This is a genomic window from Bradyrhizobium sp. UFLA05-153 (assembly GCF_054185185.1).
The window spans coordinates 38,056-51,279 of sequence record NZ_JBBIAM010000039.1 but is presented as its reverse complement, the minus strand read 5'-3'; the positions used below and the strand labels follow the sequence as shown (position 1 = coordinate 51,279).

Below are 13,224 nucleotides of genomic sequence, written 5' to 3'. Positions count from 1 at the left end.
CGACCCTGACAGCCGTGATTCTGACCGCTAGACGTCAGGACGGAGCCTCCCGCTGAGAGCACTGATCGAACCCGATTGGTCTCTGCAGAGGACCGGAGGGATGATCTATGAACCTGCGGCGCCAAGATGGCGTACCGTTGAAAGGGAATTCAGTCCGACGATTGCCTAGTCGCGGAGTGAACTCGGTTCGCTGGTTGGCAATTGAGCTGGCGCATCAAGAAAGTCTACGGAAAGTCCGCTGCACGTTATCGCGCCCGTTCACCTTGATGTGAAAGAAAGCGCCCCCTTTGCACCGAGGTTACATTATCGCGACTGGCCGGGTTGCGCGAAAGTGACCCATACCAAGGTATGGGACGGGGCATCACAACCGAGAGATTGTATACGCGCGTGGGCAAAAGCAAGGTGATACTCCGTATTGCCGCGGCGATGCGCACTGTGGGGCGTTCTCAGATAATGCTATGAAACTCTGTTTGACTTCATCCTATCGGACTTCGCGCTTTATGTGGCCGTCGCACCCGAGTGCTCGCGGTTATGCCAGCTTCACCTCTCGGCGCCGCGTTGAATTCGGGCATATCGTGGGAATTCGTGCGGTGAAGAAACCTTTTGTGGCGATCATCGACGACGACGAGGCACTTTGCTCGTCACTCGTGGATCTAATGCGGTCGGTCGGCTATCTCGCAGAGCCTTTTACCTCCGCGGAAACGTTTCTGGGCTCGCGCCATTTGCTGAATGTGGACTGCATCATTGCCGATGTTCATATGCCACGAATAGGTGGACTCGACCTCCTCCGAACTCTCCACGAACAGGGTATCGCGACACCAGTTATCCTCATCACGGCCTTACCCGACGCGCAACTAGACGACGATGCGATCTCAGCGGGGGCACTGTGTCTTCTACGAAAGCCGTTCGAGATGGATTACCTGCTCGATTGCATCGAAAGGAGTCTTGCCTGATGCCAGCGCTAACCGATGGCAACAAAGTCACCTCAATTCACGTATGTAACGGTGGCCCTGCTCAGCTGAAGTCGATCCCGGACTGTGCAGTCCGAGCGTCGCATAAGACGCGAACTGCAGTTCGTTTGGCGAGTTGGGATGAGCGTTCGGGCAGATGGCGTTGTCTCATGGTCGCGGGGCGACCTGGGGATAGCCAAGCTTACGACCGATTGCTTCGCGAATTGGACATCTGGCTGCGTCTTTATTTCGAGCGTCGGCTCCCCTTTGCTGCGGCAGAGGACGCGAGGCAAGACGCCCTCCTTGCAATCCACGCCAAACGTCACACGTACAAAGCATCGAGATCATTCGGCGCGTGGCTCTACGCAATTGCGCGACATAAATGGATTGACCGTGTTCGTGATGCATCCCGATTTATCCCAATATCACTCGACGACGAGGTGTCAGTAGAGGATCACGAGCGAGCGGCAATAAGTGCCGCCGCCTTAGATCATCTGTTAGGCCGCCTAAGCCCTGCCCAAGCCAAGGCCATCCGTCTGGTAAAGCTGAACGGCCTCAGCATTGCTCGTGCATCCGGTGCAACCGGTCAGTCCGCGGCCCTGATTAAAGTCAACATCCACCGAGGGCTGCGAAGGCTTGCTGCACTGCTCGCCTGAGGTGGTTGCTAGCAGCCGCTGGTCCGTCCATGCGGCAGGGGCTCAACCCCGCCAAAGGAACTCCGATGCATTGTTACCAGAGCGACCGAAGGCTAGATACGGCAGCGGTTGATCGAGCGTTCCGGCATGACGTGCTCAAGGGTTTGGGCGCTCGCCAGCGCACAATTCCCGCCCGATGGCTATATGATCATCGAGGTTCTGCGCTTTTTGAGGCAATCACCGATCTCGCTGAATATTATCCGACCCGAACAGAACGTTCGATTCTTAGCTCATGCGTCACCGAGATCGCTGCTCTCACGGGTGAGCACCGTGTGATTGTAGAGTTCGGATCGGGCTCTTCCGCTAAGACCCGGATCCTGCTGTCGCGCGCCATGGAAAACTGCCCCCTCGGTGTCATGAGGAATTGCCCCCTCCTTGGATAGCCGAGGAGAGAGCGAATGAAACCAGGAACGAATCACTGAAGGCTCGTCGTGGAGTGATCCACGGCGGTCGATCTACTGCGACAATTGGCGATGACCCTGGGGCGCGGCTCAATGCTGTTGATCGGCACAGATCGCATCAAAGGTCCAGACATCCTCGTTCCTGCCTACGACGACAGACGGGGCGTAACAGCCGCGTTCAATCTCAACCTCCTGCATCGGATCAATCGAGAGCTTGATGGTTCCATACCTGTGGACGCCTTTCGGCATGTTGTCCGCTGGAACGACATGGAGGCGCGAATTGAAATGCACCTTGAGACCCGTCGCGACGTTCGCTTTCAGGTCGACGGCCCGGGCTTTTCTATGATGCGCGGAGAGACAATCCACACGGAGAATAGTCTTAAGTATACTCCGCGGGACGCACGCGTTCTTCTGCGGGCCGGAGGCTGGAGCCCAATCGCGGAATGGACCGATCCGAATGAACTCTTCTCCGTGATTCTTGCAAAGGAAGGGGCTACGCAATCGGGGCCTTGAAGCCTGTTGCAGCCGGGCGGGATATCACCGCCGGTCGCTCGAAGTTATTCCCTTCCCGTCCTCTGCGCACCAATCCAATCCTGGCCTTTTAAAGTCGCACACAGAGCTGCTGCTGTTTCGAAACGCGGGAAGCGATAAGCACACAGTGGCGTAGGGCTAGAACGAAGCGTCGTGGCTCGAGAAGATATTCGACGTCCAGTATTTCTGTGATTCTGACAAGATCACCTCAACCGTAATAAGCCAGAAGCAGCAACCAGCGTCGAAACCGCGCAAAATTCACAGATCTCACTAGCTGCGAGGTGCTCTGACTATGCTCCGATAAGCTATCGTTCCGTTCGCTCGCAGAACTCGCGTTCATTTGGACTTTCGCTCTTGAACCGCTATCCGGCGATGGCCGCGCGCCCCGGACCTTGTGCAGCCGCGAAGGAGTAACGGACCAGGGAGAAAGCAGATCACTGACTTCGATGCAGAAACGCTTCGACAGAAAGCTCTTTAGCTGTCGCGGACGCCAGCCGATTCATCCTAGGTGAACCTATGGGACCGCCCTCCGACTCCTTTCAGAATGGATTTGCCATTCTACCAGATGAGACATCAGATTCCAGTTGCGACGCTTCGCTCGAACTTATGATCAAGGAGCTTGAGCATCGGATATTGAACCTGCTTAGTGTAGTCCAATGTTTCGTGAATAACACGCAGGCGACGACCGCGGATGGCTACCGGATCGCGCTTACGGAACGAATTGCGGCCTTGTCCGATGCCTATAGTGGGATAGAGAGAGCGCGCCAAAACGGCATCTACATCGACAGGCTGCTCGAACAAACGCTTAAGCCGCATGCATCTCCCTGGCGAGAGCGAATTCTGCTCGCGGGACCCGACCTCATCCTAGAGCCGCGGCTTGCTCTGTTTCTTCATATGATCTTTCACGAACTCGCCACAAATGCTTGTAAGCACGGTGCTCTGAGGTCTGCGTCCGGAGTTGTAGAAGTGCTTTGGGATACATTCCCCGATGGTGGTCGCGAAGTTCTTGCTATACAGTGGCGTGAGCGCGGCGGGCCCCAAGTGAGACAGCCGGAGCAAGAGGGGTTTGGCTTGCGTCTAATCTCGAGAGCTCTATCCGAGGCAAGAGTGCATATTGAATTTGATCCGGCTGGCGTGGTGTGCCGTCTCCTGGTCGGGATTGATCCATCTTTGGCCCGGCGAGCGAGGAGCCGTTCGTAGCTCTGCCGGCTTACACGGCGGATGCGCAGCCTGGTGTCACGTGCAATCACGGCTGCAGTTCGTGAAGGATCGTGGGTATAAGTTCTGACACGGTAGGATGAATCGGAACAATACGACTGAACTCGGATGCGGTGAGCCGAGTATTCATTGCTCCAAGCAGGCCATGCACTGCTTCGTCGCCGCTTACGCCCAGAATGGCGCCACCCAATATGAGGTCGCTATCGGCATCGACAATGATCTTCATGAATCCCAAAGTCTCTCCTCTTTCTCGGGCGCGGGCGACTCGTGTCATGGGGCGTTTTCCGATTCGAACCCTGTGGCCGGCGGCGGCTGCTTCGCGTTCTGTCCATCCTACTCGACCCAACGGCGGATCGATGAACACCCCATAACTTGGAATACGTTGGCTGACCCTTCGAGAGCCCCCGTCCAATAGGTTCTCGGCAACGATTTCATAGTCGTTGTACGCCGTGTGGGTGAAGGCGCCGCGGCCATTGCAATCGCCTAGTGCCCAGATCCCCTTGACGTTGGTGGCAAGCTCCTCATCGACGACGATGAAGCCTGCGTCGTTCACGTGAACGCCGACAGTCTCCAATCCCAAATCATCCGTGTTGGGACGACGGCCGAGAGCAAGAAGGACATGCGAAGCGAAGATTTTCTCAGGACCGGAGGAACAATCAACCCGGACTGCGATTTCGGAGCTGTTCCTTTCCAGACGAACGCATTCGGCTGCCGTCCGAATAACGATGCCTTCTTTCTTCAAGATATCCTCAACCGCCGCTGAGATGTCGTAATCCTCGCGAGCTATGAGCCTATCCGCCTTCTCGACAATGGTTACCCCGGCCCCGAAGCGCCGAAAGGTTTGAGCAAACTCAAGACCGACATAGCTTCCACCGATCACAACCAGATGGCGCGGCACGAGCTCAAGGTCGAGCAGCGTCGAACTCGTCAGCACGGGCACATCACTCAGCCCCGGAATGTCAGGAGTGGCGGTGCGGGAACCCACATTGAGGAATATGCGGGGCGCCACGAGCCTGCTACCGTTCACCTCCACGGTATCCGCGCCGGTCATCTTGGCGTGGCCACGGATGATAGTGCAATTGTTCATTCCTCGGAGCCAATCCTCCACGCCTTGACGCGACGCTCTGACTACCGCGTCCTTCCTTGCCTTCACTGCCTGCATATCGACCATAACAGGGCCTGTCTCAACTCCGTAGACTCGCACGCGCCGCGCCACATGAGCCGCGTGGGCGCTGGCGACTAGGGTTTTGGTAGGAGTGCAGCCTATGTTTACGCAAGTTCCCCCGATCAGCTTTCGTTCGATAACCGCAACACGCATTCCTGAACTGCTCAGTCTGCCTGCAAGAGGCGGCCCAGCCTGTCCTGCCCCGATTACGATCGCATCAAACTTCTCAGTCTTCATGCTATTCCTCAGTTCACTAGAATCGATCGACAGTGATGAGAACGCAACCGAATTTGCCCCAGTTTCCGGTAGGGGTTATTTAGCGGTCGATGTCCGCTCGTGCATATCTGCACTCTGCACCTGGTCGACTCTTTGTCGATGGGCTTGGCGACGAATGCATCAAAATTGAAAAAGACAAATCAATCGCGGAACGCAGACCCAGGTTATTCGCTGCTCGGCTGTAACTTGCCGTCGACGAGCGGGGCCGCACCACCACAGCAGTATCGGCGCACTATTGGCTAAATGGCTCAGATCCAGCGCCCCCGCGGTCGACGACGGCTGAACCGGCGTATGTCGAGAAATGTCACGTTGAATCGGCCTGGAGTGCAGTTGTGCATTTGTATGCGCCCGGCCGCCTGTCCTGGATAGTTTAGGGATTTCACGACCCTGGTCGCGGCGTCCATCTAGACGGCTATCGTAGTGTTAACTTGTCAAGGCGGGTTTTGCCGGTTACTGTTGGTAATTGAGCTTTAGAGTGATTGTCATGGCTGTTCAACGTCCCGCGCCGTTCTTTGTCGCGGATTCTCCTGGCCTGGATTTTTTGAACTCACGAGCGATACCTGTCGATGTTGAAGTCGAATGGATCGAGTCGGGCGAGGATTTCATCGCGTGGCTCTTGGGAGCGCGCTTAGTCCCGTCTGAAGCTATAGCTGAGCTGCGAAAGACGGCCGTGCCCGGCGAATTTGATGCGGTCGCCGCGCAGGCGCGTAAGCTGAGAGAGTGGTTCCGCGAATTCGTGAAGGCACACAGGGGCCGAGCGCTGAAGCCCAAGGCTCTCCAAGAGCTGGAGCCGCTCAATCGCGTTCTCGCGAGGGACGATGAATTCGGCCAAGTCGTTGCGCGTGAAGCGGGGCGGAAAAAATCCGACAAGGACGGCCAGTCTGACTTACTGGTATCGGGCTTAGTCTGGAGACGGCAACGTCGATGGCGGTCGCCGGATGCTCTGCTATTTCCAATTGCTAAAGCTATGGCCCAACTTGTCTGCGAAGAAGACTTCAAACATGTGAAGGCTTGTGAAGGCCATCAGTGTACGATTGTGTTTATCGATCGAACGCGGGGACATCACCGTCGTTGGTGTTCAATGGCCGTCTGCGGCAATAGAGCTAAGCAGGCCGCCTATCGCGCGCGGGCCGTGCGAGCTCGCAAGTAAGCGTGCCAGACCGTAGAGTTGGGGCTGTCGAGTCCGCAGCCAATATCGGATCTAGAGCTTTTGCGGCGATACCGAGAGTCGATGCTTTTTCAGTCGGACAAGTCACGCGGGTGAGGTCAATCCGTCTAGAATGTCGCCGCCTTTCCGCCGTCCTTCGAAACCGTTGATCGCCGTACGTAGACGCGCGTTTCGCACATAGATGCAGCTCGGCACGGTCTATTGATGGCAATTCGGTAGCCGCAAGGCGTACGCCGGGCAGTCTCGGTAGGGAATTACGCGCGTCCATTTTGCGCAAATGCGGAAGAAATCCACGCAAGCGGGAAACAGACGGAAGCACTATGCTCGATTAAATTCGAGCTTCTCACGCTTCGAGGTAGCCCATGAACTACGAAGCCTTCTTTACAGATCGGATCGAAAGTCTGCGCAGAGAGGGACGGTACAGGGTGTTCGCTGATCTTGAGCGGATCGTCGGAAGACTGCCTCGTGCAACCTTGCGGAGTCCTCGAGGCACGAAGGAAGTCGTCGTGTGGTGTTCCAACGACTACCTTGGCATGGGCCATCATCCCAAGGTTCTGGCGTCGATACACGAGGCATTGGACCGCAGTGGGGCCGGAGCCGGCGGTACGCGCAACATCTCAGGAACTAATCATTATCACGTGCTTCTGGAGCGGGAGCTCGCGGAGCTTCACCAAAAGGAACAGGCGTTGCTGTTCACATCAGGATATGTCTCGAATTGGGCCGCGCTCGGTACGCTGGCGGCGAACCTGCCGGAGTGTGTCGTATTTTCTGACGCCCTGAATCATGCCTCAATGATAGAAGGCCTTCGAAGCAGTCGGGCAACCATTCGGATATTCGAACATAACAATCCGATCGATCTCGAGTGCAAGCTCGCGGAGGTATCGCCCGACAGGCCGAAGCTGGTCGCCTTCGAGTCCGTCTATTCCATGGATGGCGACATCGCGCCAATCGCCGAGATTTGCCGGGCGGCGAGGGCTTTTGGGGCGCTGACGTATCTCGACGAGGTTCACGCTGTAGGCTTGTATGGAGCGCAGGGTGGAGGCATTGCCCAGCAGCGTGGGTTGGTCAGCCAACTTTCCGTCGTGGAAGGGACGTTGGCTAAAGGCTTTGGCGTCGTGGGAGGCTATATCGCGGCGTCAGCAGCGCTCTGCGATTTTGTGCGAAGCTGTGCTTCAGGTTTCATCTTTACGACGGCCCTTCCGCCGCACATTGCGGCGGGTGCCCTCTCCAGCGTACGACATCTCAAGTCGAGCTCGGTTGAGCGAGATAGGATGCACGAATTGGTTGCACGCTTAAGGTGCCGATTGGATGAGCGGTCGGTCCCGCATCTACGCAATCCGAGCCATATCGTTCCGGTGATAGTTGGAAACGCGAGGCTCTGCAAGTACATCAGCGATTTGCTTTTGGAAGAGTACGACATCTATATCCAGCCAATAAACTATCCGACGGTCCCAAGGGGAACTGAGCGGCTTCGCGTAACGGTATCGCCATTTCACACAGATGCTGACATCGAACATCTGGTGACGGCCTTATCGGAAATTTGGTCTAGTGGCATTGTAGAGTACTACCCAAATGGTGAGTTTCTGGAGAGCGAAGCCTTCGTGCATCCAGAGCGTCCAACATCGGGATTTGCAGACGAGGACTCTCAGCTCTTTCCGGATCTGAATGTCGCGTCGATCCTGAGCCTTTGAAGGTGGTCGCGGCGCTCGGTCTAATTGCGATATCGACAGTTCGAGGCGCAGTGCTATCACGACAAGTCTGCGTATGGTTCCCCGAGCAATCCCCTCTGAGATACGTGCCCCGAGATGCGAATCATGTGCGGGCTCCTACGTCGGCTCGCCGGCGGCTTCCTCCTCGAGGGTTAGCGCGTTGGCGGCGTTCACCGATAGCCGGACTTTTTGACCTTCGATATCCGCTACGAACCCAAGAGCAATGTAGTGATAGTGACCCTTGTGAATTCCCTCGCCGCTGTCGGACCTGGCACGCCTTATCCGGCCTCCGCTCACCCGATCGACGGTTCCGATATGTACTCCGTCGGCCCCGATCACCTCAATGCCTTTTGTAACGCGGCGTTTGCTCATTTTCTCTCTCCTCGCGTCAAGAAGCTTGCTTCTCGTTATTTGTCTTGAAGGAAGCGGCCGGTCGGATATCAACTGGCCGCAGGGAGCCCGGTAGGGGAGGGAGGAACGCCAGGTATCCGAAGACTATCACGTACGAGCAAACGCAGCTTTCTAGCATCGTCGTCGCTAACGGCGGCTTGCGACGATATCGCAACCGGCTCGTCCCTCCTGTGTCTCCACAGTGGAGGGCCCTGCATTTGCACGGGATGCCGGCGTCCCGGGGTCAAACCTCAGGTAACGCGCGCCTGCCATCTCGAGCAACAGGCCACGCGGCGTGTCGACCACTCTCATCAGAACGTCATCGCAATCGGAACATTTTAGAATGGTGCCCATCGGTGCGGCATGCGCGGCCAAGGCGCCGACCCCGCTCGTACAATCACAGGCCGCGCATCGAATCCGTGCGAGAGTGATATCGAGAGCAAAAACATCCTGGAGGAGAAGTGCCGCGGTGTTTCCCTCGAGCATCAGGTCGGAGATATTATGAGCCATGACATCTATCCTCCTGAGGGTCCAAAACGTTCGGTCTTGATATTGAGAGGTTCGAATCCGATCTCCACAAGCCAGGCCCCGATGCTCTCGACAAAAGATGTCGGACCGCAGACGTAGATGGCCGGTCGTTGCGCGGGTGCGAAGCAATTGGCGGCGATCAGGCTCTTGTCGATCCGTCCCCGATGGCCGGTCCAGTCGGGTGGGGCCTCGCGGGTGAGCGCGTGGACGATACGCAGAGCAGGATCACGGCCGGCCATCGCGTCGAGTTCATCTCGATAGATGACTTCTTGTAAACGTCTGGATGAATACATGAGCAAGGCCGGACCGCGATTCGTTGCTGTGTCTCGATGACGAAGCATCGACATCAATGGTGTAACGCCGGACCCTCCTGCGATGAGGCACAGTGGGTTATTCTCGAGGCCTGTCCAGACGAAGTACCCCCCGACAGGGCCGCGCAGCTCGAGGCGATCGCCGGCGCGAAGTGTGTCAAGGAGATAAGGTGACACTTCGCCGTCCTCTACGCGCTCCACGGTCAAGACGAGCAATTCATCGCCGGGTGGTGACGCGATCGAGTAGCTGCGTTCCGCCCGATAGCCGTTCTCGGCAGTGAGCCGGATGTCGACGTGCTGGCCAGGCAGGTGTCCGGCCCAACCGTCTGCCTTCAGACGAATACTTTTGACGCGGGACGTTTCGACGATGATGTCGTGCACTAGCATGAGCTGCCACTCCAGTCGCCTCGACGAAGCAGATGATTTAATCGCCATCGTATCGTTGCTCTTTCCAGGGATCGCCGTAGTTGTGATATCCGCGCGACTCCCAGAAACCACGCTCGTCGCTCGGCATGAAACGAAGCCGTCGCACCCACTTGGCACTCTTCCAGAAATAGAGATGCGGCACTAGCAGCCGGGCTGGACCGCCGTGCGCCGGCGCAATCGGTAGGCCATCATGTCGTGTCGCGATCATGCCCTTTCCGGCAACGAGATCCACGACCGGAACGTTGGTGGTGTACCCTCCATAGCAGTGAACCATCATGTAAGGGTCGGCAGGCTCTGAGAGGCCCGCGCTATGGAGCAGATCGTCGAGCGTGACGCCCTGCCAGACGGTATCTAGGTTGGACCATTTGGTGACACAGTGAATATCTGTCTTGATCGTAGTCTGCGGCAATGCCTCGAACTCCGCCCAATTCCAGGTGCGAACTAAAGACCCTCCTAGCTGGAGAATCAGTTTCCAGTGTGCCACTTCGATCTGGGGTGTCGGTCCTGCTGAAAGAATCGGAAAATCGACCGTTACATATTGCCCAGGCGGCACACGTTCTTTCGGTGTCTGTTCCTGTCGCTTCGGTGTGAAGCCGCGTGAGATGTGATTATCGTTCATCGAAAGTTGCCTTTTGTCAGGGTGGACTCCGGCCCCAGCACAGCGCGCCGTCATTGGGCAATCGCGCAGCCAAACTTGATGCAAGAGACCTCGCCTGTCGACGGGTGACATGCCAATTGCATCAAGAATGAGAAAGTGAAGTCAATTGACGACGCGCGCGATGCGCACAGGAGAGATATTTCCTGAGCTATTCCCGATAGAGAGCTCGTCATCAGTTTGCGTGGGCCATATCAGGTTAGAGATGCAGGAGAGAGATCATGCTCGTTGGATTTCGAACAGCGGCCGTAACTGTCGTAACCAGTGCGGTAGCAACCACCCTGTTGTTGGGCTCGCTCAAAGACGGTGCTGCCCAAACCAAAGCGCGCTATCTGCCCGAGTATACTGCGGACGGACAGCTGCTCCTCCCGAAGAATTTTCACGAGTGGGTCTACCTCGGATCGCCGCTGACGCCCAACGCGCTGAACAATGGCAAGGCCGGCTTCCCGGAGTTTCACAACGTCTACATCGAGCCGGGTTCGTACGAGGTCTATCAGAAGACCGGCCAATTTCCCGAGGGGACGATCTTCTTCAAGGAACTGCAGCTGACTATCCCGGGTGAAAACGCGGACGGATCGCGAACTGAGCCGTCGGGGAGAGGATATTTCCCCGGACCCTTCAACGGCGCAGACGTGACGGTGAAGGATTCCAAGCGCTTCGCTGACACCAACGGCTGGGGATACTTCAACTTCAATCATCACGAGCCCAAAGCTCCAATGGCCAAGGTGAAGGACAAGGGTGAATGCGCCTATTGCCATATCGCCGGCGCCAAGAAGGACGAGGTCTGGACCCAGTTCTATCCATTGCTGGACAAATAATTGAGCGGCTCGTCGTCGAGCGAGGACATGATCATGAAAGCGATCGGCGCCATGGGCCTGGGTGTTGTAGCAATCGCCACGATCGTTGTTGTCGCCGGACGCGGTTGGGAGACCGCCGAGGCGTTCGATCACGGTTCGCCGGCGGAAGCCGTCGTCGACGCGCGCGGGAATCTGCGTGTGCCGGAGAACTACCTCGCGACCTATCAGGCGCTGGGAAGCTGGGCGATAGCGACCGAAAACGGCAAAGGATCGAAGGAGATCCACGTCGTTTTAGCATCAACGGGCGCAATCGATGCGTACCGCAAGGATGGCCACTTTCCCGACGGGACGGTGCTTGTGAAGGAGGTTTACAGCGCAGCCACAAGCGAAATGACGACAGGAACCGTGAGCCGCGCAGACAGCCTGAAGGGCTGGTTTGTAATGGTGAAAGGCGACGCCAGTCGCTTTCCGGGTAACGCATTGTGGGGAGATGGCTGGGGCTGGTCGTGGTTCGACGCGACGAACCCTTCAAAGACCACGTCGACCGACTACGCGCTGGACTGCAAGTCCTGCCATGTCCCGGCACAAGCGACAGAGTGGGTCTACGTCAATGGGTACCCAGTTCTAAAGCGATAGCGCCCTTGGGGACGCTCCGCACAGAGTGAATTCAACTTCCGACAACGTAATCCACGCCAACCGAAGGAGCAACGCGATGGCCAAAGAACCGACGATGAAGGAGATGCCCATGAGTGACATGTCCAGGGGGCAGTCCGGACACCTTTACACCCAGACAAACGAAGTTGCGAATGCGATCATCCACTACAAACGACGCGCCAGCGGCGAACTTGACGAACTTGAGCGCGTCAGCACGGGAGGCGCGGGCTCGGGCGAGTTCAAGCCGATTAGCGGCCAGGACAGCGCGCCCAATGCGTTTGAGGGGGCGGCTAGCGTCATTATCACGCCGGATCGGCGATTTTTGTTTACGACCAATGGCGGCGATAATTCGGTGTCTACATTCCGTATTGCCGAAGACGGTCGGCTCACGCTCGTGGACGTCAAGGCGACGGGCAACCCGGTCGAGGGTCGGAGCGGCACCGCCAAGTCGCTGGCCTACTCTCCAAAGACCCGCACTCTGTTCGTATTGCACTCGTTCGGCCCCGATCACCTCCGGCTGATGTCCGTTGACGCCGAAGGCAAGCTCACGACGCGCCAGGAACAGTACACGGTCAACACTTATAGCAAAAGGAACCGGGTGGCCACTATGGTCGTGGTCTCGCCTAACGAAGAGCTCGTCTTTGTTGGCACCACTTTCGACGAGCCGATTGCGCACACAGGCTTGTATCCAGATGGCTCGCCTATTCTCTGGGTCCAGCGGGCCGGCGGTGCGTTCCACTCAATCGCTTCGAATGCGCCAGATCCCGACGGGCTCGCCGTATTCCCCCTGCGAAAGGATGGCTCGCTGGGCACGACCAGGTTCTATGACGCGAAAGGTGGCTCTCCATTCTACATTGCCTTCCTGCACGAGCGGTCCGATACCTTCCTCATCGGATATGCTGTCGGCGATGGATGCTCTATGGGCACCGTCGAGAAAGACGGAACAGTCAACATAGGCTCGCTCGTAAAGATCGACACGAGCGCAGGCGTGCCGTCCGAACTGTGCTGGCTAGCAGTCTCGCCGGATGATCGTACGGTGTACGCGACGAACTTCGGCTACAGCAATATCAGCAGCTACCGCATCAATGGCCGCGGCCTCGAACTCGCGCGCGATCCTGCATGCCCGAAAGTTCCGGGGGACGGCACCGCCAGGGGGCTGAACGGAACGGTGACCAGCGGTCCCGCCGACAACTGGATCACGCCCGATGGGGCGCATCTCTATCAGATCTATGGGAATGCAGCGAAGCTCGTGGGCTATGCCACACAGCCTGATGGTTCGCTCAACGAGGTCTGCAGCGTAAAGATCCCCTACAACAGCCCGCAGGGTCTGGCGGGCTTCTGATCTGCCGT

14 protein-coding genes and 1 pseudogene are annotated in these 13,224 nt (G+C 57.3%); 10 read left to right on the top strand and 5 right to left on the bottom strand.

All coding sequences use genetic code 11. From position 1 onward, the window contains the following. Positions 1 to 590 precede the first annotated feature (590 nt). The 5 genes and pseudogenes from Q2941_RS23240 to Q2941_RS23220 all read left to right on the top strand — a co-directional run bounded on the left by Q2941_RS23240 (position 591) and on the right by Q2941_RS23220 (position 3,777). Entirely contained in the window at positions 591 to 953 is a 363-nt protein-coding gene (locus Q2941_RS23240) for a response regulator transcription factor (protein WP_027526692.1), read from the top strand. 221 nt (positions 954 to 1,174) lie between these two features. Then, positions 1,175 to 1,606 (top strand): sigma-70 family RNA polymerase sigma factor, encoded by a 432-nt coding sequence (locus tag Q2941_RS23235; protein WP_245288195.1) that lies wholly within the window; start codon positions 1,175 to 1,177, stop codon positions 1,604 to 1,606. 29 nt (positions 1,607 to 1,635) lie between these two features. Beyond that, the gene (locus Q2941_RS23230) at positions 1,636 to 2,028 is read left to right on the top strand and encodes an L-histidine N(alpha)-methyltransferase (RefSeq protein ID WP_458193845.1); all 393 of its coding nucleotides are present in this window, start codon (positions 1,636 to 1,638) and stop codon (positions 2,026 to 2,028) included. Between the two features lie 72 nt (positions 2,029 to 2,100). Continuing rightward, positions 2,101 to 2,559 (top strand): annotated as a pseudogene (locus Q2941_RS23225) (L-histidine N(alpha)-methyltransferase); the annotation flags it as partial. Between the two features lie 534 nt (positions 2,560 to 3,093). Continuing rightward, positions 3,094 to 3,777: an HWE histidine kinase domain-containing protein gene (locus Q2941_RS23220; protein ID WP_458193844.1), complete on the top strand. Its 684-nt coding sequence runs from the start codon at positions 3,094 to 3,096 to the stop codon at positions 3,775 to 3,777. A gap of 46 nt (positions 3,778 to 3,823) precedes the next feature. Here the strand turns inward: Q2941_RS23220 and Q2941_RS23215 are convergent, their stop codons facing one another. Then, complete coding sequence (locus Q2941_RS23215) at positions 3,824 to 5,197, bottom strand: FAD-containing oxidoreductase (protein WP_458193843.1); 1,374 nt, start codon at positions 5,195 to 5,197, stop codon at positions 3,824 to 3,826. Between the two features lie 523 nt (positions 5,198 to 5,720). Here Q2941_RS23215 and Q2941_RS23210 point away from each other — a divergent pair. Further along, positions 5,721 to 6,386, top strand: coding sequence for a CGNR zinc finger domain-containing protein (locus tag Q2941_RS23210; protein ID WP_027526687.1), 666 nt, complete (start codon positions 5,721 to 5,723; stop codon positions 6,384 to 6,386). A gap of 380 nt (positions 6,387 to 6,766) precedes the next feature. Continuing rightward, positions 6,767 to 8,095 carry a 5-aminolevulinate synthase gene (hemA, locus tag Q2941_RS23205; RefSeq protein WP_084801702.1) on the top strand — a complete coding sequence of 443 codons (1,329 nt, stop codon included), beginning with the start codon at positions 6,767 to 6,769 and terminating at the stop codon, positions 8,093 to 8,095. Positions 8,096 to 8,230: 135 nt separating this feature from the next. On the opposite strand, the gene Q2941_RS23200 is transcribed toward hemA, so the two are convergent. From Q2941_RS23200 to Q2941_RS23185, 4 genes are all read right to left on the bottom strand, one after another. After that, positions 8,231 to 8,485: a DUF2171 domain-containing protein gene (locus tag Q2941_RS23200; protein ID WP_027526686.1), complete on the bottom strand. Its 255-nt coding sequence runs from the start codon at positions 8,483 to 8,485 to the stop codon at positions 8,231 to 8,233. 165 nt (positions 8,486 to 8,650) lie between these two features. Beyond that, positions 8,651 to 8,989 (bottom strand): DUF6510 family protein, encoded by a 339-nt coding sequence (locus Q2941_RS23195; RefSeq protein WP_245288199.1) that lies wholly within the window; start codon positions 8,987 to 8,989, stop codon positions 8,651 to 8,653. Between the two features lie 29 nt (positions 8,990 to 9,018). Then, entirely contained in the window at positions 9,019 to 9,729 is a 711-nt protein-coding gene (locus Q2941_RS23190; protein WP_458193842.1) for a ferredoxin reductase, read from the bottom strand. Positions 9,730 to 9,766: 37 nt separating this feature from the next. Continuing rightward, positions 9,767 to 10,387 (bottom strand): sulfite oxidase-like oxidoreductase, encoded by a 621-nt coding sequence (locus Q2941_RS23185; RefSeq protein WP_458193841.1) that lies wholly within the window; start codon positions 10,385 to 10,387, stop codon positions 9,767 to 9,769. A gap of 257 nt (positions 10,388 to 10,644) precedes the next feature. On the opposite strand from Q2941_RS23185, the gene Q2941_RS23180 reads away from it, so the two are divergent. The 3 genes from Q2941_RS23180 to Q2941_RS23170 all read left to right on the top strand — a co-directional run bounded on the left by Q2941_RS23180 (position 10,645) and on the right by Q2941_RS23170 (position 13,216). Beyond that, positions 10,645 to 11,241, top strand: a complete 597-nt coding sequence (locus Q2941_RS23180; protein WP_027526683.1) for a cytochrome P460 family protein — start codon at positions 10,645 to 10,647, stop codon at positions 11,239 to 11,241. Positions 11,242 to 11,268: 27 nt separating this feature from the next. Continuing rightward, entirely contained in the window at positions 11,269 to 11,856 is a 588-nt protein-coding gene (locus Q2941_RS23175; protein ID WP_458193840.1) for a cytochrome P460 family protein, read from the top strand. A gap of 76 nt (positions 11,857 to 11,932) precedes the next feature. Continuing rightward, positions 11,933 to 13,216, top strand: a complete 1,284-nt coding sequence (locus tag Q2941_RS23170; RefSeq protein WP_458193839.1) for a lactonase family protein — start codon at positions 11,933 to 11,935, stop codon at positions 13,214 to 13,216. The last annotated feature ends 8 nt before the right edge of the window (positions 13,217 to 13,224 follow it).

What these genes read in the sequence shown, in the direction of transcription:
- Q2941_RS23230 (WP_458193845.1), top strand. Translation starts at nt 1,636, where the DNA reads ATGCGGCAGGGGCTCAACCCCGCCAAAGGAACTCCGATGCATTGTTAC.
- Q2941_RS23200 (WP_027526686.1), bottom strand. Translation starts at nt 8,485, where the DNA reads ATGAGCAAACGCCGCGTTACAAAAGGCATTGAGGTGATCGGGGCCGAC.
- Q2941_RS23170 (WP_458193839.1), top strand. Translation starts at nt 11,933, where the DNA reads ATGGCCAAAGAACCGACGATGAAGGAGATGCCCATGAGTGACATGTCC.
- Q2941_RS23175 (WP_458193840.1), top strand. Translation starts at nt 11,269, where the DNA reads ATGATCATGAAAGCGATCGGCGCCATGGGCCTGGGTGTTGTAGCAATC.
- Q2941_RS23210 (WP_027526687.1), top strand. Translation starts at nt 5,721, where the DNA reads ATGGCTGTTCAACGTCCCGCGCCGTTCTTTGTCGCGGATTCTCCTGGC.
- Q2941_RS23195 (WP_245288199.1), bottom strand. Translation starts at nt 8,989, where the DNA reads ATGCTCGAGGGAAACACCGCGGCACTTCTCCTCCAGGATGTTTTTGCT.
- Q2941_RS23180 (WP_027526683.1), top strand. Translation starts at nt 10,645, where the DNA reads ATGCTCGTTGGATTTCGAACAGCGGCCGTAACTGTCGTAACCAGTGCG.
- Q2941_RS23190 (WP_458193842.1), bottom strand. Translation starts at nt 9,729, where the DNA reads ATGCTAGTGCACGACATCATCGTCGAAACGTCCCGCGTCAAAAGTATT.
- hemA (WP_084801702.1), top strand. Translation starts at nt 6,767, where the DNA reads ATGAACTACGAAGCCTTCTTTACAGATCGGATCGAAAGTCTGCGCAGA.
- Q2941_RS23220 (WP_458193844.1), top strand. Translation starts at nt 3,094, where the DNA reads ATGGGACCGCCCTCCGACTCCTTTCAGAATGGATTTGCCATTCTACCA.
- Q2941_RS23215 (WP_458193843.1), bottom strand. Translation starts at nt 5,197, where the DNA reads ATGAAGACTGAGAAGTTTGATGCGATCGTAATCGGGGCAGGACAGGCT.
- Q2941_RS23185 (WP_458193841.1), bottom strand. Translation starts at nt 10,387, where the DNA reads ATGAACGATAATCACATCTCACGCGGCTTCACACCGAAGCGACAGGAA.